An 18450-nucleotide genomic window follows, 5' to 3' on the forward strand; every position below is an offset into this window, starting at 1 on the left:
GCGCAACACCGCAGTCGTCCTACTCGGGCCACAAGCCCGATTCAAGGCGGACAGTCCGGTTTCGGTGGCAAAGCTCGCTTTACCACCTGAGGAAGGCCGATCGGCACTGCCGATGCCCAGCAGCAAGTGGATCGTTGTGTTACCGCACCGCGATCCGGACCCGGAACACGCCCGTTCCCGGACCACCCGCTGCCCTGGTGCTCAAGCAGGTCGTCAGGTCGCATTGCCCTGCCCAACACGGGGTAATGTTTTCTGAAAACGTTGATACCCGATCGATCGGCCAAGCCGGATCGGGAAAGGGTGACTCATGGAACACCTCTCTGGTGCCGAGATCGTCACGCGTTGCCTGCAGGAAGAGGACGTCGAATTCGTCTTCGGTTATCCCGGCGGCGCAGTGCTCGAGATCTACGACGCGATCTTCCGTCAAACCAATTTCAAACACGTGCTGGTGCGCCACGAACAGGCCGCCGTCCACGCTGCGGACGCGTATTCGCGCTCCAGCGACAAGGTGGGCGTCGCGCTAGTGACGTCGGGTCCTGGCGCGACCAATGCCATTACCGGCATTGCCACCGCCTACATGGATTCGATTCCGCTGGTGGTGATCTCCGGCCAGGTGCCCTCCGGTGCCATCGGCCTCGATGCCTTCCAGGAAGTGGACATGGTCGGCTGCTCGCGCCCGATCGTGAAGCACAATTTCCTGGTGAAGGATGTGCGTGACCTCGCCGCCACCTTCAAGAAGGCGTTCTACATCGCCGCATCCGGCCGTCCCGGTCCGGTGGTGATCGACATCCCCAAGGATGTGACGATCGCCAAGTGCGCGTACGAATACCCGGAAAGCGTCAACATTCGCAGCTACAATCCGCCGACCAAGGGCCACCCGGGGCAGATCAAGAAGGCGGCGCAACTCTTGGCCGAAGCCAAGCGCCCGTACATCTACGTCGGTGGTGGCGCAGTGCAGGGTGGCGCGTCGGCGCAGGTGACCGAGCTCGTTCGCATGCTAAACGTGCCGTGCACCAATACGCTGATGGGTTTGGGTGCGCTCGACGGCACCGATCCCAATTTCGTCGGCATGCTGGGCATGCACGGCACCTACGAAGCCAACTTGGCGATGCAGTACTGCGATGTGCTGATCGCCATCGGCGCGCGTTTCGATGATCGCGTGATCTCGGTGCCCAACCAGTTCCTGTCGAACCCGAAGAAGATCGTCCATATCGACGTCGATCCCTCCTCGATCGCCAAGCGGGTGAAGGTGGACGTGCCCATTGTCGGTGACGTCAAGCATGTGCTGACCGACCTGATCGCAGTGCTGAAGGAAACCGGCGCTAAGCCGAACGCCGATGCGCTCGCCAACTGGTGGAAGCAGATCGACGAGTGGCGCAAGCCCAATTCGCTGCTGTACACGCCGTCGACCGAAGTGATCAAGCCGCAACACGTGATCGAGTCGCTGTGGAAGGTGACCAATGGCGAAGCCATCGTCACCTCCGACGTCGGTCAGCATCAGATGTGGGCGGCGCAGTACTACAAGTTCCGCCGGCCCAAGCAGTGGATCAACTCCGGTGGCCTTGGCACCATGGGCTTCGGCCTGCCGGCCGCCATGGGCGCGCAGCTCGCCAACCCGGATGCTCAGGTGGCCTGCGTGACCGGCGAAGGCTCGATCCAGATGAACATCCAGGAGTTGTCCACCTGCAAGCAGTACCACACGCCGGTGAAGGTGCTGTCGCTGAACAACCGCTACCTCGGCATGGTCCGCCAGTGGCAGGAGTTATTCTACGGCACCCGCTATTCCGAGTCGTACATGGATGCGCTGCCGGACTTCGTGAAGATCGCCGAGGCTTATGGTCACGTCGGCTTCAAGGTCGAGAACCCGGCCGATGTCGAGCCGGTGCTGAAGGAAGCCTTCGGCCCAGCGCTCAAGGAGCGTCTGGTGTTCATCGACTTCCGTACCGACCCATCGGAGAACGTGTTCCCGATGATCCAGAACGGCAAGGGCCTGAACCAGATGGATCTGCCGGAACACATGCGCGGCCTGCAGCAGACGCCGTTCGAAAACAACCGTGACTACGGCAACCTGTGCTGAGGAGGGATTGAGCATGCGACATATTCTTTCCGTCCTGATCGAGAACGAAGCCGGCGCGCTGAGCCGTGTTACCGGCCTCTTTTCCGCACGCGGCTACAACATCGATTCGCTGACGGTGCAGACCACCGAAGATCCGACGCTGTCGCGGATGACCATTGTCACCCACGGCTCGGACGACGTGATCGAGCAGATCACCAAGCAGCTGAACAAGCTGATCGAAGTGGTGAAGGTGATCGACCTGAACGAGGCCGATCACATCGAGCGCGAGCTGATGCTGATCAAGGTGCGCGCAGCCGGTCGCGATCGCGACGAAATGAAGCGGATGGCGGACATCTTCCGCGGCCGCATCATCGATGTGACCGAGAAGACCTACACCGTCGAGCTGACCGGCACCGGCGAAAAGCTGGATGCCTTCATCAAGGCGCTTGATCCGGCAGCCATTCTCGAAACCGTGCGTACCGGTGCCTCGGGCATCGCGCGCGGCGAACGTATCCTGAAAATCTGAAATCGAGTGGGGAGCGAGGCGGTCAAGGTAAACCCGCCTCACCCCTCTTCCCTCACACAGCAAGGAGCTTTATCCCATGGCACTGAACGTTTACTACGACAAAGATTGTGATATCTCGATCATCCGCGGCAAGAAGGTCGCCATCATCGGCTACGGCTCGCAAGGCCACGCCCACGCCTGCAACCTGAAGGATTCGGGTGTCGACGTCACTGTCGGCCTGCGCCTGGGTTCGGCCACCGTGAAGAAGGCAGAAGCCCACGGCCTGAAGGTCACCGACGTGAAGACTGCCGTAGCCGGCGCCGACGTGGTCATGATCCTGACCCCGGACGAGTTCCAGTCCAAGCTGTACAAGGATGAGATCGAGCCGAACATCAAGCAAGGCGCAACGCTCGCCTTCGCCCACGGCTTTTCCATCCACTACAACCAGGTCGTCCCGCGCAAGGATCTGGACGTGATCATGGTTGCACCGAAGGCCCCGGGCCACACCGTGCGTTCGGAGTTCGTCCGTGGCGGCGGCGTGCCTGACCTGATCGCCATCTTCCAGGATGCATCGGGCAAGGCCAAGCAGACCGCACTGTCCTACGCTTCCGGCGTGGGCGGCGGCCGTACCGGCATCATCGAAACCACCTTCAAGGACGAGACCGAAACCGATCTGTTCGGCGAACAGGCCGTGCTGTGTGGTGGCGCCGTCGAGCTGGTGAAGATGGGTTACGAGACCCTGGTCGAAGCCGGCTACGAGCCGGAAATGGCCTACTTCGAGTGCCTGCACGAACTGAAGCTGATCGTCGATCTGATGTTCGAAGGCGGCATTGCCAACATGAACTACTCGATCTCGAACAACGCCGAGTACGGCGAGTACGTGACCGGCCCGCGCGTGATCAACGAAGAATCGCGCAAGGCCATGCGCCAGGCGCTGAAGAACATCCAGACTGGCGAATACGCCAAGCAGTTCATCCTGGAAGGCCAGACCAACTACGCATCGATGACCGCTGCACGCCGCAACAACGCGGCACACGGCATCGAAGTGGTCGGTGCCAAGCTGCGCGCAATGATGCCGTGGATCCAGGCGAACAAGATCGTCGACCAGTCCAAGAACTGATCGCCGTAGCGGGTGTTCAGCCCGCGGTTCGACCAGAAAAGGCCTGCAGCAATGCAGGCCTTTTTCATATGTGGCAGTGGACGGGCCATCAGGCGATGGCAGCGCCAGCATCTGTCGCTGCACTGGCGTCCACAGTGACGGGCGTGGCTACGTCCGCTCCGATTGTGACCGCGGCCTCGCTCGTCGCCGGGCTGGCGTTTGATGCGCCCTCGGTTGATTGGCCACCTTCGTCGGCCTGCTTGGCCAGTTGTTCGATCTCGGCCAGTTCCTGATCGATCTTCCTGGCGTTTTTCTCCTTGTCCTCGACGATCTGGCTCTTGAGCAGCGCCATCAGGCTCTTCAGTTTTCGTGCCGCGCTGCGGATCAGGTCGCCATCACCGCTACCGGCATCGCCTCGGCCGGTGGCTGTTACGCTGGCACCGGAGGCAATGGGGCGTTCTTCGCCCTTTTCGCTTTCCTTGGCGAGCGCGTCGGCGGTGGGCGACGTCGCTTCCTGCAGTGCCGTCTCGGCTTGTTGTGTCGCGGTCACAGCCTGTTCGGCGACTGCGGCATCAGTCGGTGTACTGCCGGTTGGGGCTGCTGCAGCCTCGGGTGCTGTGCTACCGGTATCCGTATTCGCAACTGCGCCCTGTGCGGTCGGCGCCGCGCTGCCTGTTGCGCCTTGCACCGCAACGGGCAGTTGCGCCAGGTTGCCGGTCGCGCCACCTCCCGAGTTGGCGAGCGTGGCGGCGGCAGCTTTCAACTGCGCGGCAAGACCGCGTAACTGGCTGAGCATGGCCTTGGCCGCCTTGGGGTCGAGGCCCGCGGCAAATTGCTGCATCTGCTCGATCTGTGCCTTGATCATGGCAATGCGTGCCCTGGCGGCTGCCTTGCGCTGGTCGTCCGAGAGCAGGCCGCGGCGCCGTTTCAGCTGGCTCAGGTCGGTCAGTTGATCGAACAGCGAGGTGGCGCGGGTTTCGCGTTCACAGGACAGGGTGACGTAGGTGGAAGGCGAGGCCGCTGATTCGCTGGCTGCTGCCTCTGGCGCTGTCGTTCCCGCTGAAGTCATAAAGCGTTGCACGAATGGAAGAGGGTCGCTGGGTGCGATCTTCATGAGGCGTTCCCGATGGGTGATGTCCTTCCTATCGGGCCAGGAGCAGGCTTCTTGAGTGCAAAGTGCGTGTTGTGCGCGCTACAGGCGGACCGATGTGCCCGATTGCGCAGGCTGGGCACATTCGCGTGGCTTAAAGGCTCTGGTGTTCGCGCAGACCCTCGACCAGGTGGTCGATCAAGACCCTGAGCTTGGGCGCGATATAGCGCTTGGGTGGATAAAGCGCCCAGGCGGTGCCGGTATAGGCACCCATGAACACCCAATCCGGCAGCACCTGCACGATGGTGCCGGCGGCGAGCGCGTTCTGCGCGGTGAAATGCGGCAGGCAGCCAATACCGAGATCGGCCATCACTCCTTCCAGCCGGATCTCGCTGTGGTTGGCGACGTAGCGGCCTTCCACGGCGACGGTCACCCGCTCCTTGCCGCGACGAAAGCGCCAGCGTCGGTCATCGGGATGTTCGCCGAGGTAGAGGCAGCTGTGGCCGGCCAGTTCGCGCGGGTGCTCCGGTGTGCCTTGCGCCTGAAGGTAGGCAGGCGTTGCGCACAGCACGTGGGTGACCGTCATCAGTGGCCGTCCGGCCAAGCCTGGCGGCGGGGCATCGGTGATGCGGATGGCCAGATCCACATCGAACGCGACCGGATTGAGCACCTGGTCGGTGACCACCATCTGCACGTCCACTTCCGGATAGCGGCGCAGGAAGGCCGGCAACAGCGGGTGGATCACCTGCCGGGCGAAGGCCTTGGGTGCGGACAGCCGCACCTTGCCGCGCGGCGCTTCGCTGAACTTGCCGGCCGCCTCCAGCGCACCGCGTGCTGCTGCCACCATTTCCCGGCCGTACTGGTAGACCTCGCTGCCCGATTCGGAGAGCCGCAGCTGCCGCGTGGTGCGCTCCAGCAGCCGGGTCGACAACGTGCGCTCCAGCCGCGCGATCTGTCGGCTGACGGCTGAGGGCGTCAGCCCCAGCTGCCGGGCTGCGGCCGAGAAGCTGCCGCTGTCGACCACGGCGGCGAAGGCGGCGAGATCGGACAACAACGTGGTGGGTTGATTGATTCCCATGGCGCAAAAGAATTATTCCCAAGCATCGGATTATCGCATTTGAAAGCGAATCGCATAATCCCCGCCTGTCACTAGCTTTCACCAGAATTCCGAGGGGGCGGACGAAATTATGCAGAACAGCATCAGGAGCAGGGCGGATCTCGATTGGGTCGGCACGCACTGCGATCACGTACTCACGCTATTCAGCGGCGGGCTCGACAGCAGCTATGTGCTGCATGCGCTGGCGGGTCAGCGCTGCAAGGTCACCGCGCTGACCATCGATCTGGGTGACGGCGTCAATGTGCCGGACCTGCAGCAGATTGCATCGCATTTCGGCGCGGAACTGCGGGTCATCGACGGTTGCCAGCGCTTTGCCGAGGAGGCGGTGCTGCCGGCGGTGCGTGCGCAGGCGCGCTACATGGGGATGTATCCGATCAGCTCGTCGCTGTCGCGGCCGGTGATCGCGCAATACGCGGTGCAGCTGGCGCACGAGCTCGGCTGCGATGCCATCGTGCATACCGCCAATCAGTCGCAGAACAGCCTGCGCCGGCTCAACGGCGCGCTGGCGCAATTGGGCTACACCGGACACTACGGCACGCCCTACGAGTACACCGCCATCTCGCGCGAGGAAAAGATCGAAGCCTTGCGTGCCGAGGGGCTCACTCGCTTCCAGGCGCGCGGCATCAGCGGCGACGCCAATCTGTGGTGCCGCGAGTTCGAATCGGGCTCGCTCGACAACCCGGAGGCGTTCTGGGTGCCGGAAACGCTGTTCGAATGGACCCGCCCGCGCTCGCAGTTGCCGGATACCGAGATCACGCTGCATTTCGCTGCCGGCCGGCCGATCGCCGTCGACGATTTCGCCCTGCCGCTCACCGAGCTGATCGCGGCGCTCAACGAGCGGGTCGGTTCCTTCGGCGTCGGGCGCTACAGCGGGCTGGAGCACCTGGCCGGCGGCGAGAAGGTGCTGGAAGTGCGCGAAGCCCCGGCCGCCACGCTGCTGATGGATGCCTATCGCCATCTGGAAACTGCGACGATCGATGCGGAAACGCTGCGCGAAAAGCAGGCCATGGAACAGCTGTGGGTGCGCGAGGCGCTGGAAGGGCGCTGGTTCGGCGGGCTGCGGGCTGCCTGCGAGGCCTTCATCCAGGCCACCACCCGCACCGTCAGTGGCACCGTCGGCTACCGCCTGCGTGCTGGCGCCGCGGACGTGTGCTCGATCCGCGCCAATTCGCCGCGCTATCTCACCGATCGCGATGGCTGGGAAAAACAGGCCGCCCGGCATAGCGCCAGCCGCGGTCTGGCCGAGCTGATGCAGTCGCATCGGGAGGCCGCATGATGGACGCCGTCGCGCCGATGTCGCTGGCCGACACCATGAGCGCAGGCCTGGTGACCGCGCTGCGTAGCAAACAATACGCCTTCGTACCGGGCCGTTCCCTGCAGGCAGCCTGCGGCCTGGAGCCCGAAGTCTGGGCCGAATTCGCCGATTGCTGGGAGCGGCTGACGCTCGATCACTACATGGGCGACGGCGGCCGTTATCGCTATCGCCGCTACGGCGCCTTCCTGCTCGGCGCACACGGCGAATTGGTGCTGCAACCGCATGGCCCCTATGAGCAGCCGCGCTACATCAACACGCTCAATGGGGGCGTCGCCCGCCATTTCGATCCGCTGGAACCGAGTTTCGTCCACAACCGCTTCCTGCGCGGCCTGTTGCGTGCACTGGGCCGGGCATTCGATGCGGCCGAAGGCACGAACGCGCCGTGGCTGGTGCGGCTGCATCCGTATCGCATCCGTGCCGACGGCGCCATGCTGGGCCAGCCGACCCCCGAGGGGCTGCACCGCGACGGCGTCGACTTCATCTGCACGCTGATGGTCGAGCGCCACAACGTCGAGGGTGGCGAAACCCGCATCACCGATGCCGCTGGCAACCTGCTGCACGCGCTGACGCTGTCCGATCCGCTCGATCTGCTGGTCGCCAACGACGTGACCACCATGCACGGCGTCAGCCCCATCACCGCCGCCCGGCCCGACCGCGCGGCCTGGCGCGACGTGCTGGTGATCGCCTATGCCCGCCCCTGAATCCGGAGTCCTTATGAATCGCCCCCTCAGCTCGCTCCCGTGGCTGGCCGATCTCATGTTGTTGCTGGTTGCCGTGGTCTGGGGCACCAGCTATGGCGTCGCCAAGTCTGCGCTCGCCTTCTACCCGGTGCTCGGCTTTCTTGCCGTGCGCTTCTGTCTCACCTTCGTGCTGCTGCTGCCCACGCTGCGCGAACTGGCCGCAGAACGCGGGCAGCAGGCGCTGAAGGCCGGCCTGCCGCTCGGCCTGATCCTGCTGTGCATCTTTCTGTGCGAGACCTTCGGCGTGGCGCTGACCAGCGCCAGCAATGCCGCTTTCCTGATCAGCCTGACCGTGGTGCTGACGCCCTTTGTCGAATGGCTGCTGCTGCGGCGCCGGCCTGATAGCCAGGCCTTTGTCGTGGCCGGGATCTCGTTGATCGGCGCCTGGTTGCTTACCGCTTCGGTCGAGTTTGGCCGCTTCAACATCGGCGATGGCCTGATGCTGGCAGCGGCGTTGCTACGTGCACTGATGGTCAGTGCCACACAACGGCTGACCGCCGGCAAGACCATGTCCATGCTCACGCTTACAGCCATCCAGTCCGGCGTGGTCGGCAGTGGCTCGCTGATCGTGGCCACGCTGATGCTGCCGCATGGCCTGCCGGCCTTGCCGCACCAGCCGGCGTTCTGGATCGCCACCATCTACCTCGTGTTGTTCTGCACCATCTTCGCCTTCTTCGCGCAGAACTACGGCGTGCGTCATACCGGCAGCCCCAGCCGGGTATCGCTGCTGATGGGTAGCGAACCGGTGTTTGGTGCATTGTTCGCCGCATTCTGGCTGGGCGAGCGGCTGGCGCCGGAAGCCTGGCTGGGCGGTGCGCTGATCGTGGGCGCTGCGCTCTGGGCAAGCTGGCCGCGCAGCGTGCTGCGCCCCGCGGCGATTGGATGAGCCGGGTGGCGCCAGCGGTTGGTGTGCTACCGGGTGCAGGAATGCGTATGGCGCTCGTCGCCCGGTAGCTGCAACACCAGTCGTTCACTGCTCAGTTCATTGATCTGCAGCGTGATCGTCGGCGGGTCGAACTGCGGTACCGAGAGCGTCAACGCATCGCTGCGTACCCAGCGGTAGCTGCCGTTGAAACGACTCCGCTTGCCCGAGCCTTCGCCGAGGGAGAAGACCAGCATGCCGCCGGGGCTGAATTCATAGCCATAGCGACGGTCGTTACCCACGGTGGTGGTGCAATCCCAGTAGCCATAAAGGTTTTCGTTCACCTCGACCTGGCCGCCGGTAGACGGTGCTTGGGCACGGGGTTGCGGTTCCTCCCCTGGCAACAGCGCGTCGCGGTTGCCGTCACGCTGCGGCAGCAGGGCGATCCACTCGGCCGGCACGGCGAAATTGAGGTTCTGTCCGGTCCTGGATTGGAAGGTGGTGATGCCGACCAGCCCTCCACGTTCGTCGAACAGGCCGCCGCCGCTGGAGCCCGGCGAAATGGCCGCAGTCGTTTGGATCAGCTTGGCCTTGTCGAAGTCGCGCAGCGAGGAGACGATGCCTTCGCTCAGCGACAGCTCCAGCCCCTGCGGAGCGCCCAGCGCAAACACCTTGTTGCCTACCCGCAAAGGCCCACCCAGCCGTGCCGCCGGTGCGTCGAGGCCGGACACCGACAGCTGGCAAAGATCGTGACCGTGATCCTGGTAGCGCACCCGCGCTGAATAGTCCTTGCCCTGGTAAAGGACTTTCACATCGGGTGTTTGCGCCACCACGTGGCAGTTGGTGACGACTTCGCCGCGCTCGATCACCACGCCGCTGCCCAGACTGCTCAACTGGGTATCACCATTGCGGCCGACCACCACCACGATGCTGGGGCTGGTCGCCTCGAACAGCTCGCTGCTCGATAGGATCGCCGGTGGCGCGCTTTCGGGAGTTTCGGCCAGGGCGGGTTGCTGCACGGGCATCGCCTGCCGGCGTTCCGGTTGATTCGAACTGCGATGCCAGCCCCACCAGGCCAGCAACACGAGTGATACCCCGGCCAACAGCCAGATCCAGCGCCGGTCCGGCGCCTCATCGGCGAGGCCGTCGTCGGCCGGGCTGACGCTCACCGGGGCCGGTGTTGCCAGGCGTTGATCGTAGCGGGCGCGCAGCGTGGGGTTGCTCAGCGTATCGAACGCATGGCGGATGAACTTGCGTTGGTTTTCCACGTCCGGATCGGCCGAGTGTTGTGCCAATTCCTCCAGCCGCCCGCGATATTGGGCTTCGATCTCTGCCTGTGTCGCCGTCGCTGGCACGCCCAGCAGATCGTACAACGTCTTTTTCATGCTTCGGCCCCCGACGATATGCAGCGATGATGGCGGCATGGCCGGAGGAAGGAAACTGCCAGCCGCGGAATCGGATGCCATCGTCGTGGCGGCACCACAGTTGGCCCTGATTCAACCCAAGTGCCCGACGTAGCAAGGTTTGAGTGCCAAGCGGCGTGGCTTCAGCAGAAAATGCCTGCCGACCAGATGCCCTGCAACGACCCTGTGTTGTCGTTGCGCCGCTGTTGTGACGCTGGACAAGAAGATTTGCACCCGCGCTGTCATCGCTTCACAGTTGCAGCGACTCATGCTGCAGAAGGCCTGTTGCCTTCGCCCAATCCCCAAGGAGAACTGCCATGAACAAGCCCCTGCTTGCCGCTTCCGCCCTCGCCGCCGTGCTCGGGGCCACTGTTGCGACCCCTGCACTCGCGGCGGAGAAGGAAAAGTGTTTCGGCGTGGCCAAGGCCGGACAGAACGATTGCAAGGCCAATGGCCATTCCTGCGCCGGGCAGGCCGCCGCCGACAACGACAAGGCCGAATGGAAGTTCGTGGCTGCGGGCACCTGCGAGAAGATGGGCGGCTCGCTCAAGGCCATGTGATGGTGGGGCGCGGCCGCGGGCTGCGCCATGCGTGATCGACATGGTCCATCGTTCCGCGCAGGCCGGGCTCGGCCTGCGCTCCCCCCATATCGCCGAGGTGCTGGCTACTTGGCCCGACGTGGCCTGGTGGGAGGTGCACAGCGAAAACTACTTTGGTGGCGGCGAGCCGATCGCCGCGCTGGAGCGCGTTCGCGCGCACTACCCGGTGAGCCTGCACGGTGTCGGCCTGGGCCTTGGCAGTGTCGATCCGCTCGATGCGGTGCATCTGGCGCAACTCGTTGCACTGGTTGAGCGTATCGAGCCGATCAGGGTGTCCGAGCACCTGTGCTGGAATCGCCATGACGGGCGCTACTTCCCGGACCTGCTGCCGGTGCCACGGCTGGAGGGTGTACTGCCCTTGCTGGCCGAGCGGATAGGCGCGGTGCAGGACGCACTGGGGAGCCAGCTATTGCTCGAAAACGTCTCCGGCTACGTCGCGTTTGCCGGTGAAACGCTGACCGAGGCCGAATTGCTGGCCGAGCTGGTAGCCCGCACCGGCTGCGGCGTGCTGCTCGACGTGAACAACCTGCACGTCAATACACTCAACCTTGGTATCGATGCACGCGCCGAGCTCGCGCGGCTGCCCGTTGGCGGGGTCGGCGAAATCCATGTGGCTGGCTTCGAGGTGTTCGACGGCAGGGCCATCGATACCCATGGTGCGCCGGTGTGCGATGCCGTGTGGTCGTTGCTCGATGCCGCGCTGGCGTGCTTCGGGCCGCAGCCGGTGCTGCTCGAACGCGATACCCGGTTGCCGCCGTTGCCAGCGTTGCTGGCCGAGTACGACATGCTGCGTGCGCGCATCGGCGCGGCGGAAGCGCTGCCATGCTGAGCTATGCAACCGCGCTCGCCGATTTCGCCCAGGCGCTCGAAGACCCCGTGCGTGTTCCAAACGGGTTCGCCGATGCGGCGGGGCTCGCGGTCTATCGCAATAACGTGCTGCTGAACCGGGTACATGCACTCACGCAGGCCTATCCGACGGTAGCCGAGCTGGTCGGCGAGGCTGCATTCGCGGCGCTGGCACGCGACTACGTGCGGGCAACACCGGCGGAATCGGCCAACCTGCACGATGACGGCGCACCGCTCGCGGCCTTTCTTGCCGGCTATACGCCGGCGGCCGGGTTGCCGTATCTGGCGGATGTGGCGCGCTTCGACTGGGCGCGTCATCGTGCGTACTACGCTGCTGATGTGGCGCCGCTGGATCCGGTGCGGCTCGCCGGCCTCGATGCCGAGTCCTTGATGTCGGCGCGCTTGCGATTGCATCCGTCGTTGGCCGTGGTGGCATCGAGCCATTGGCCGATCGCCGATATCCAGGTCATGCATGAAGGCGGCATGCCGGCAGCACTCGACGCCGGCGCTCAAACCGTCATGGTCTGGCGCGCGGGTTTGAGCGTGTGCTGGCGGGCGATCGATGCCGTCAGCGCCCACCTGCTGCAGGCGTTGCTGTCCGGCCAACGCGTCGGCGAGGCCCTGACCGACGAGGCGCAGAACGTGGCACTGGCGCTGGTGTTTGCCGAGCAACTGGTCACAGGACTGGAGTGATGATGATGTTGCACCGTTGTGTTGCCTGGTATGCGGCTGCCTGCCGCCTGCTTGATCGCTTGCAGCCGCTATTCGCGCTGGCAGCCAGGATCTATCTTGCGCGCGTATTCCTGCTTGCCGGCCTCACCAAGCTGCGCGACTGGGATGTGACGCTGTTGCTGTTCACCGAGGAATACCATGTACCGCTGTTGCCGCCAGGCGTCGCGGCAGTAGCCGGTACGGTGACCGAGCTCTTCTTTCCTGTCCTGCTGCTGTTCGGCTTGGGCGGCCGTGTGGCTGCACTGGTGCTGTTCGTGTTCAACACCGTGGCAGTGATCTCGTATCCGGGGCTGGAGGCAGTGGAGATCAAGGACCATGTGCTGTGGGGCGTGCTGTTGATGTACCTGGTGGTCCATGGCACTGGTACGTGGTCACTGTCGCGCTGGGTTGGGCGGGGAAGCACATCGAGATGAACGCCAGGGACTGGCACGCCGATGACTACCTTGCCACCTTGCGACGCGATCTGCTGCGCTTTGCCCTGCTGCAGCTGCGCGATCTCGCGGCGGCCGAGGATGCGGTGCAGGAAGCGCTGGCAGCGGCCTGGGCGGGCGAGTCCGAATTCGCCGGCCAGTCGCAACACAAGACCTGGGTCTTCGGCATTCTGCGCCACAAGCTGATCGACACGATGCGCCGGCGGCGGCGCACGGTGAACCTGTCGGCGCTGGAGGACGAGCTGGCCGACGATGCCGCGCTGGACCAACTGCTGTTCAATGCCAGTGGCCATTGGGATGCTGCCGTGCGGCCCCGCGCCTGGCCGCAACCGGAAACCGCCGTGCACCAGCGGCAGTTCTGGCAGCTGTTTCATGCCTGCCTCGATCTGTTGCCGGCACAGACCGGGCGCGTGTTCGCGATGCGCGAGCTGTTGGATATGGAGCCCGACGAGATCTGCGGCGAGCTCGCCATCAGCAGCAACCACTGCAGCGTGCTGCTGTACCGGGCGAGGCTGCGCTTGCGCACCTGCCTCTCCGAAAAAGGCTATGGCGCGAGGGAACTGAGCGATGAAGTGTAGAGAAGCAACCCGGCTGATGTCGGATGCACAGGACCGTGTCTTGACCGCACCGGAGCGGTTGGCGCTGGCGGCCCACCTGCCGCTATGCAGCGGCTGCCGCAACTACCGCAAGCAGCTCGCTGTGATGCGTCATGCGGCGATGGTGCTGCGCGAGGGCGGGGCGGACGAGGACGCGATCGGGCGCTGAGCCGCTCAGCCTGCCATGGCTTCGCCGAGCCGTATCGATCGGGCCGGAGCCCAGTCCGGATTGAAATCGAGTGCCTGCGGGAACAGCAGGACCACGGTGGAGCCCAGCAGGAAGCGGCCCATTTCCTCGCCCTGCTTGAGCGTGATCTGCTGATCGTCGTAGCGCCACTCGCGCACCTCGCCAGCGCGCGGCGGGTTCACCACGCCGTGCCAGACGGTAGCCATGCTGCCGACGATGGTGGCTCCCACCAACACCAGCACGAACGGACCTCGCGCTCCGTCGAACACGCACACCACGCGCTCGTTGCGGGCAAAGAGGCCCGGCACGCCACGGGCGGTGGCGGGGTTTACCGAATAGAGCTCGCCCGGTACATAGATCATGCGGGTGAGCCGGCCATTGCACGGCATGTGGATGCGGTGATAGTCCTTGGGACTGAGATAGATGGTGGCAAAGCTGCCGTGCTCGAACTCCTTGGCAAGGGCCGCGTCGCCGCCGACCAGCGCACGGGTGGTATAGCTGTGGCCCTTGGCCTGGAAGATCTGGTCGCCATCGATGCGGCCGAACTGGCTGATGGCGCCATCGACGGGGCAGACCAGCGTGGAGTCGGCCAGTGGGCGGGCGCCGGGCTTCAGCGCACGGGTGAAGAAATCGTTGAAGCTCTTGTAACTGGTGATGTCCGGATCGGCCGCTTCCGCCATGTTCACGCCGTACTTCCTGACGAAGCGCTGGATGATGCGGGTAGTGACCCAGCCGCGCTGCGGTGTGGCCACCCAGCCGGCGAACACGGTCAGTGCCAGCTTGGGCGCAAGGTGCTGGAGCAGGACGAAGAGACGGTCGGACACGGCTGGCGCTTTTCCACGAGGTAAAGCGCGCCATTGTAACGCATGCGATTGCCGTTACCGCATGCCGGCGGGCTTTAGCCAGACAGCGCGGGCGCGGGTCGGCTACAATTTCCAGTTCTGCCGGCGCGCGTTTGCCGGCCCGTGCCCGAGGCCCGTCATGCATCACCCGATCAAGCGACCGCTCAACTTCAAGCGCCAGAGCATCTACCTCTTGCCCAACCTGTTCACGCTGAGCGCGCTGTTCGCCGGTTTCTACGCCATCGTGCAGGCCATGAACGGGCATTTCGAGCAATCGGCGGTCGCCATCTTCATCGCGATGATCCTCGATGGCCTCGATGGCCGGGTGGCGCGGCTGACGCATACCCAGTCGGAGTTCGGTGCGGAGTTCGACAGCCTGTCGGACATGGTGTCGTTCGGCGTGGCGCCGGCCCTCATCGCCTATGAGTGGATGCTCAAGGATTTCGGCAAGCTTGGCTGGGCGGTGGCCTTCATCTACTGTGCCGGTGCCGCGCTGCGGCTGGCGCGCTTCAACACCAATATCGAAGTGGTGGACAAGCGCTGGTTCCAGGGCCTGCCGTCGCCATCGGCTGCCGCACTGGTGGCGGGCCTCGTCTGGATCGGTATCGAATACGCCAGCGATCTGGCGGTGTTGCGGCCGGCGCTGCCCTATATCGCGCTGTTCTTTACGCTGTTTGCCGGGCTGACCATGGTTTCCAACGTGCGCTTCTGGAGTTTCAAGGAGTTCCACGCGCGCAAGACGGTGCCCTTCGTCGCCATGCTGGTGGCGGTGCTGGTGCTGTTGATCGGCGCGTCGCGCCCGGCACTGGTGCTGTTCTGCTTCTTCATCGGCTATGCGGCGTCCGGTTATGTCTACTGGGTATGGTGCAAGCTGAAACGCCGGCCCAACATGGCTTGATTTGGACTTTTTGTCCGATATTTTTGCGTTTGTCCGGGAGTGTTAAGCACTTCTCGATTAAATTCGCGAAATTTGTTTGACGTTGTGTCGAAGTCGCGTTTATCCTGAGCTCATTGTTAGCCAGGAGTGACGCGTGCAATTCGACATCGACCGCCTGATCGCCGACTTCGGCGGCCCCGCAGCCCTTGCGGACGCGCTGAATCAGGCCTTCCCCGATGATCCTGTCAGCCGCGCCGCAATCTACAAGTGGCGCGAGCGCGGCAGCCTGCCGCTCTCGCAGATCGACAAGCTGGCTCGCCTCGCGGCGCGCCAGAATCGCGACTTCAACATTCACAGCTATCGCGTCGGCGAAGTGCCGACGAACCACACCGGAGCCAGTGCCATGGGCGATCGTTTGTACATTTTCGACACCACCTTGCGCGACGGCGAGCAATCGCCCGGCGCTTCGATGACCCGCGAAGAGAAGATCCGCATCGCCCGCCAACTGGAAAAGCTGGGCGTGGACATCATCGAGGCCGGCTTTGCCGCAGCAAGCCCAGGTGATGCCGACGCGATCCGTGCCATTGCCGAAGTGATCGAAAACAGCACCGTCTGTAGTCTGGCCCGTGCCAATGAGCGCGATGTGCGCGCCGCGGGCGAAGCGATCAAGCCAGCCAAGCGCGGCCGCATCCACACCTTCATCGCCACCAGCCCGATCCATATGGAGAAGAAGCTGCGCATGAGCCCGGATGAGGTGGTCGATGCGGCGGTGAAGGCGGTGAAGATCGCACTCGAATACACCGACGATGTCGAATTCTCGGCCGAGGATGCCGTGCGCTCGGACATGGATTTCCTCTGCCGCATCTTTGGCGAAGTGATCAAGGCCGGTGCCAAGACCATCAACGTGCCCGATACCGTGGGCTACAGCGTGCCGTCGGTCTGGGCCGAGCGCATCCGCGATCTCATTGCCAAGGTGCCGGGTGCCGACCAGGTGATCTGGTCCACCCACTGCCACAACGATCTGGGCATGGCCGTGGCCAACTCGCTTGCCGCCGTACAGGCAGGTGCGCGCCAGGTGGAGTGCACCATCAACGGCCTCGGCGAACGCGCGGGCAATGCCTCGCTCGAAGAAATCGTGATGGCGGTGAAGACCCGCAAGGACATCTTCGGCGTGGAAACCGGTATCGACGCCACCCAGATCGTGCCGACCAGCAAGCTGGTTTCGACCATCACCGGCTATCCGGTGCAGCCGAACAAGGCCATCGTCGGCGCCAACGCGTTCTCGCACGAATCCGGCATCCACCAGGATGGCGTGCTCAAGCACCGTGAAACCTACGAGATCATGAGTGCCGAATCGGTGGGCTGGTCCGCCAACCGGCTTACGCTGGGCAAACTCTCGGGCCGCAACGCGTTCAAGACGAAATTGCAGGAACTCGGCATCGTGCTCGATACCGACGAAGCGCTGAATGCGGCCTTTGCCCGCTTCAAGGATTTGGCCGATCGCAAGCGCGAGATCTTCGACGAGGACCTGCACGCGCTGGTGTCGGATGAGATGGTGTCCATCGAGCAGGAAACCTACCGCTTGAGCTTGCTCAAGGTGGTGTCGGAAACCGGCGAAGTGCCAAGCGCGCAACTGGTAATGGTCGACGACGGCGCGGAGCGCCAGGCCCATGCCGATGGTGACGGCCCGGTCGATGCCACCTTCAAGGCAATCGAATCGGTGGTGAATAGCGGCGCCGAGCTGCTGCTCTATTCGGTGAACGCGATCACCCAAGGCACCGACAGCCAGGGCGAAGTGACAGTGCGCCTTTCCAAGGCGGGCCGGGTAGTGAACGGCCAGGGCGCCGATACCGACATCCTGGTTGCCAGCGCCAAGGCGTATATCTCGGCGCTGAACAAGCTCTCGAACAAAAATACCCGCGTCAATCCGCAGATCGGCGAGGCGGTTTGAACGGAATCGCGGTGCGCCGGGCGTGGCGCGCTGCGATTCAACTACCGGATTTCAGGCAGTAAACCACCGAGGCGGGCGCCCCACCAGGGCGTGAACCGCGCGGCGCAACCCAGGCGCCGCAAGCCAGCGCGCTCCTTCGCGATCCGCGAACGAGTCAGGCCATGGACCGGCGGCAGCAGTAAGAACCCGATCGACGCAGGCCACGTCGACCGGGTTTTATTTTGCCTGCAGCATCCCCGCGTGACGCTGGCGCGGGGGCGTTTTGCTGCTGCACCGCACCCTGGGCTGGATCAAGCGGCCCAAGTTCGGGGTGCAGCGCAATCGATCAGTAGTGCTCGGCGACGAAGCGGAATGGATAGCTGCTGCTGTCGCGGCGCTTGATCTTGCGCTTGGGCAGCTTCACTTCCTCGCGCGGCAACGCCTCGTACGGCACATGGTCGAGGATGTGGCGGAGCACATTGAGCCGCACTTTTTTCTTGTCTTCCGAGCGCGCGACGAACCAGGGCGCCCACGAGGTATCGGTGGCGGCGAACATGTCGTCGCGCGCCTGGGTGTAGTCATCCCAGCGGTCGTAGGATTTCACGTCCATCGGCGAGAGTTTCCAGGTCTTGCGCGGATCGTCGATCCGGTCGCGCAGTCGCCGCTCCTGCTCCTCCGGGCTCACTTCCAGCCAGTACTTCAGCAGGATGATGCCGGATTCGACAATGGCCCGTTCCGCCAGTGGCGTGGATTCCAGGAATTTCTCCACCTGCTCGGCGCTGCAAAAGCCCATCACCCGCTCGACGCCGGCGCGGTTGTACCAGCTGCGATCGAAAATGGTGATCTCGCCTGCGGCCGGCAGGTGCTGCATGTAGCGCTGGAAGTACATCTGGCTCTTTTCCCGCTCTGTCGGGGCCGGCAATGCCACCACGCGGAATACCCGCGGGCTCACCCGTTCGGTCAGTGCCTTGATGGTGCCGCCCTTGCCGGCGCCATCGCGGCCCTCGAACACGATGCAGACCTTGAGGCCCTTGGCGACCACCCATTGCTGCAGCTTGACGAGCTCGCCATGCAGGCGTTTTAGCTCCTTGTCGTATTCCTTGCTGCCCAGCGCTTCAACCGGTGCGGCGGGGGCGAGTGCTTCCTTGCGCTTCTTGCTCATGACGGATCCTCTGTGGATGGGCGATGCATATGGAATGTAGCGCGTATCGTACAGAGATGGC

The 18450-nt window shown here is 64.1% G+C and carries 19 protein-coding genes; 14 read left to right on the plus strand and 5 right to left on the minus strand.

The annotated features are described in order from the left end of the window. Positions 1 to 307: 307 nt before the first annotated feature. The 3 genes from ilvB to ilvC all read left to right on the plus strand — a co-directional run bounded on the left by ilvB (position 308) and on the right by ilvC (position 3681). Positions 308 to 2077, plus strand: coding sequence for a biosynthetic-type acetolactate synthase large subunit (gene ilvB, locus FLM21_RS03840; protein ID WP_148714304.1), 1770 nt, complete (start codon positions 308 to 310; stop codon positions 2075 to 2077). A 13-nt stretch (positions 2078 to 2090) separates the two neighbouring features. Next, positions 2091 to 2582, plus strand: coding sequence for an acetolactate synthase small subunit (ilvN, locus tag FLM21_RS03845; protein WP_148714305.1), 492 nt, complete (start codon positions 2091 to 2093; stop codon positions 2580 to 2582). A gap of 82 nt (positions 2583 to 2664) precedes the next feature. Further along, complete coding sequence (gene ilvC, locus FLM21_RS03850; RefSeq protein WP_148717436.1) at positions 2665 to 3681, plus strand: ketol-acid reductoisomerase; 1017 nt, start codon at positions 2665 to 2667, stop codon at positions 3679 to 3681. An 88-nt stretch (positions 3682 to 3769) separates the two neighbouring features. On the opposite strand, the gene FLM21_RS03855 is transcribed toward ilvC, so the two are convergent. Then, positions 3770 to 4774, minus strand: coding sequence for a hypothetical protein (locus tag FLM21_RS03855; RefSeq protein ID WP_148714306.1), 1005 nt, complete (start codon positions 4772 to 4774; stop codon positions 3770 to 3772). 130 nt (positions 4775 to 4904) lie between these two features. Next, a complete protein-coding gene (locus tag FLM21_RS03860) occupies positions 4905 to 5828 on the minus strand; it encodes a LysR family transcriptional regulator (RefSeq protein ID WP_148714307.1) in 924 nt (307 codons plus the stop codon). A gap of 109 nt (positions 5829 to 5937) precedes the next feature. Here FLM21_RS03860 and FLM21_RS03865 point away from each other — a divergent pair, with 109 nt between their 5' ends. The 3 genes from FLM21_RS03865 to FLM21_RS03875 are packed head-to-tail and all read left to right on the plus strand — an operon-like array spanning position 5938 to position 8808. Next, positions 5938 to 7143: an argininosuccinate synthase-related protein gene (locus FLM21_RS03865; protein ID WP_148714308.1), complete on the plus strand. Its 1206-nt coding sequence runs from the start codon at positions 5938 to 5940 to the stop codon at positions 7141 to 7143. Beyond that, positions 7140 to 7883 (plus strand): 2OG-Fe dioxygenase family protein, encoded by a 744-nt coding sequence (locus FLM21_RS03870; RefSeq protein WP_148714309.1) that lies wholly within the window; start codon positions 7140 to 7142, stop codon positions 7881 to 7883. Before FLM21_RS03865 ends, FLM21_RS03870 begins: the two co-directional genes overlap by 4 nt. A gap of 13 nt (positions 7884 to 7896) precedes the next feature. Beyond that, complete coding sequence (locus tag FLM21_RS03875; protein ID WP_148714310.1) at positions 7897 to 8808, plus strand: DMT family transporter; 912 nt, start codon at positions 7897 to 7899, stop codon at positions 8806 to 8808. Positions 8809 to 8834: 26 nt separating this feature from the next. On the opposite strand, the gene FLM21_RS03880 is transcribed toward FLM21_RS03875, so the two are convergent. Beyond that, entirely contained in the window at positions 8835 to 10169 is a 1335-nt protein-coding gene (locus FLM21_RS03880; protein WP_187360073.1) for a trypsin-like peptidase domain-containing protein, read from the minus strand. A gap of 335 nt (positions 10170 to 10504) precedes the next feature. Here FLM21_RS03880 and FLM21_RS03885 point away from each other — a divergent pair, with 335 nt between their 5' ends. The 6 genes from FLM21_RS03885 to FLM21_RS03910 are packed head-to-tail and all read left to right on the plus strand — an operon-like array spanning position 10505 to position 13560. Continuing rightward, positions 10505 to 10747, plus strand: coding sequence for a BufA1 family periplasmic bufferin-type metallophore (locus FLM21_RS03885; RefSeq protein WP_148714312.1), 243 nt, complete (start codon positions 10505 to 10507; stop codon positions 10745 to 10747). Positions 10748 to 10787: 40 nt separating this feature from the next. Further along, positions 10788 to 11615, plus strand: coding sequence for an MNIO family bufferin maturase (gene bufB / locus FLM21_RS03890; RefSeq protein ID WP_148714313.1), 828 nt, complete (start codon positions 10788 to 10790; stop codon positions 11613 to 11615). Continuing rightward, complete coding sequence (locus tag FLM21_RS03895) at positions 11609 to 12325, plus strand: HvfC/BufC N-terminal domain-containing protein (protein ID WP_148714314.1); 717 nt, start codon at positions 11609 to 11611, stop codon at positions 12323 to 12325. Before bufB ends, FLM21_RS03895 begins: the two co-directional genes overlap by 7 nt. Beyond that, a complete protein-coding gene (locus tag FLM21_RS03900; protein WP_148714315.1) occupies positions 12325 to 12777 on the plus strand; it encodes a DoxX family protein in 453 nt (150 codons plus the stop codon). The genes FLM21_RS03895 and FLM21_RS03900 overlap by 1 nt, the downstream gene beginning before the upstream one ends. Further along, positions 12774 to 13373 carry a sigma-70 family RNA polymerase sigma factor gene (locus FLM21_RS03905; RefSeq protein ID WP_148714316.1) on the plus strand — a complete coding sequence of 200 codons (600 nt, stop codon included), beginning with the start codon at positions 12774 to 12776 and terminating at the stop codon, positions 13371 to 13373. Before FLM21_RS03900 ends, FLM21_RS03905 begins: the two co-directional genes overlap by 4 nt. Next, the gene (locus FLM21_RS03910) at positions 13363 to 13560 is read left to right on the plus strand and encodes a zf-HC2 domain-containing protein (protein ID WP_148714317.1); all 198 of its coding nucleotides are present in this window, start codon (positions 13363 to 13365) and stop codon (positions 13558 to 13560) included. The genes FLM21_RS03905 and FLM21_RS03910 overlap by 11 nt, the downstream gene beginning before the upstream one ends. A 5-nt stretch (positions 13561 to 13565) precedes the next feature. Here the strand turns inward: FLM21_RS03910 and asd are convergent, their stop codons facing one another. Further along, positions 13566 to 14402, minus strand: a complete 837-nt coding sequence (gene asd / locus FLM21_RS03915; protein WP_148714318.1) for an archaetidylserine decarboxylase — start codon at positions 14400 to 14402, stop codon at positions 13566 to 13568. A gap of 157 nt (positions 14403 to 14559) precedes the next feature. Between asd and pssA the strand changes: the two genes are divergently transcribed. Both pssA and FLM21_RS03925 read left to right on the plus strand, forming a co-directional pair. Then, positions 14560 to 15318: a CDP-diacylglycerol--serine O-phosphatidyltransferase gene (gene pssA, locus FLM21_RS03920; RefSeq protein WP_148714319.1), complete on the plus strand. Its 759-nt coding sequence runs from the start codon at positions 14560 to 14562 to the stop codon at positions 15316 to 15318. 133 nt (positions 15319 to 15451) lie between these two features. After that, positions 15452 to 17248, plus strand: coding sequence for a 2-isopropylmalate synthase (locus tag FLM21_RS03925; protein WP_222846763.1), 1797 nt, complete (start codon positions 15452 to 15454; stop codon positions 17246 to 17248). A 325-nt stretch (positions 17249 to 17573) separates the two neighbouring features. Here FLM21_RS03925 and ppk2 read toward each other — a convergent pair whose 3' ends face one another. Continuing rightward, on the minus strand, positions 17574 to 18389 hold the full coding sequence (ppk2, locus tag FLM21_RS03930; RefSeq protein WP_148714320.1) for a polyphosphate kinase 2: 816 nt from the start codon (positions 18387 to 18389) through the stop codon (positions 17574 to 17576). Between the last annotated feature and the right edge of the window lie 61 nt (positions 18390 to 18450).

The sequence above is a fragment of the Chitinolyticbacter meiyuanensis genome, assembly GCF_008033135.1.
Taxonomy (GTDB): Bacteria; Pseudomonadota; Gammaproteobacteria; order Burkholderiales; family Chitinibacteraceae; genus Chitinolyticbacter; species Chitinolyticbacter meiyuanensis.

Coding starts and splice junctions, on each gene's coding strand:
- FLM21_RS03855 (WP_148714306.1), bottom strand. CDS start 4,774: ATGAAGATCGCACCCAGCGACCCTCTTCCATTCGTGCAACGCTTTATG.
- FLM21_RS03905 (WP_148714316.1), top strand. CDS start 12,774: ATGAACGCCAGGGACTGGCACGCCGATGACTACCTTGCCACCTTGCGA.
- FLM21_RS03880 (WP_187360073.1), bottom strand. CDS start 10,169: ATGAAAAAGACGTTGTACGATCTGCTGGGCGTGCCAGCGACGGCGACA.
- ilvN (WP_148714305.1), top strand. CDS start 2,091: ATGCGACATATTCTTTCCGTCCTGATCGAGAACGAAGCCGGCGCGCTG.
- FLM21_RS03910 (WP_148714317.1), top strand. CDS start 13,363: ATGAAGTGTAGAGAAGCAACCCGGCTGATGTCGGATGCACAGGACCGT.
- FLM21_RS03870 (WP_148714309.1), top strand. CDS start 7,140: ATGATGGACGCCGTCGCGCCGATGTCGCTGGCCGACACCATGAGCGCA.
- pssA (WP_148714319.1), top strand. CDS start 14,560: ATGCATCACCCGATCAAGCGACCGCTCAACTTCAAGCGCCAGAGCATC.
- FLM21_RS03900 (WP_148714315.1), top strand. CDS start 12,325: ATGATGATGTTGCACCGTTGTGTTGCCTGGTATGCGGCTGCCTGCCGC.
- bufB (WP_148714313.1), top strand. CDS start 10,788: ATGGTCCATCGTTCCGCGCAGGCCGGGCTCGGCCTGCGCTCCCCCCAT.
- FLM21_RS03895 (WP_148714314.1), top strand. CDS start 11,609: ATGCTGAGCTATGCAACCGCGCTCGCCGATTTCGCCCAGGCGCTCGAA.
- ilvB (WP_148714304.1), top strand. CDS start 308: ATGGAACACCTCTCTGGTGCCGAGATCGTCACGCGTTGCCTGCAGGAA.
- ppk2 (WP_148714320.1), bottom strand. CDS start 18,389: ATGAGCAAGAAGCGCAAGGAAGCACTCGCCCCCGCCGCACCGGTTGAA.
- FLM21_RS03875 (WP_148714310.1), top strand. CDS start 7,897: ATGAATCGCCCCCTCAGCTCGCTCCCGTGGCTGGCCGATCTCATGTTG.
- FLM21_RS03885 (WP_148714312.1), top strand. CDS start 10,505: ATGAACAAGCCCCTGCTTGCCGCTTCCGCCCTCGCCGCCGTGCTCGGG.
- FLM21_RS03860 (WP_148714307.1), bottom strand. CDS start 5,828: ATGGGAATCAATCAACCCACCACGTTGTTGTCCGATCTCGCCGCCTTC.
- FLM21_RS03865 (WP_148714308.1), top strand. CDS start 5,938: ATGCAGAACAGCATCAGGAGCAGGGCGGATCTCGATTGGGTCGGCACG.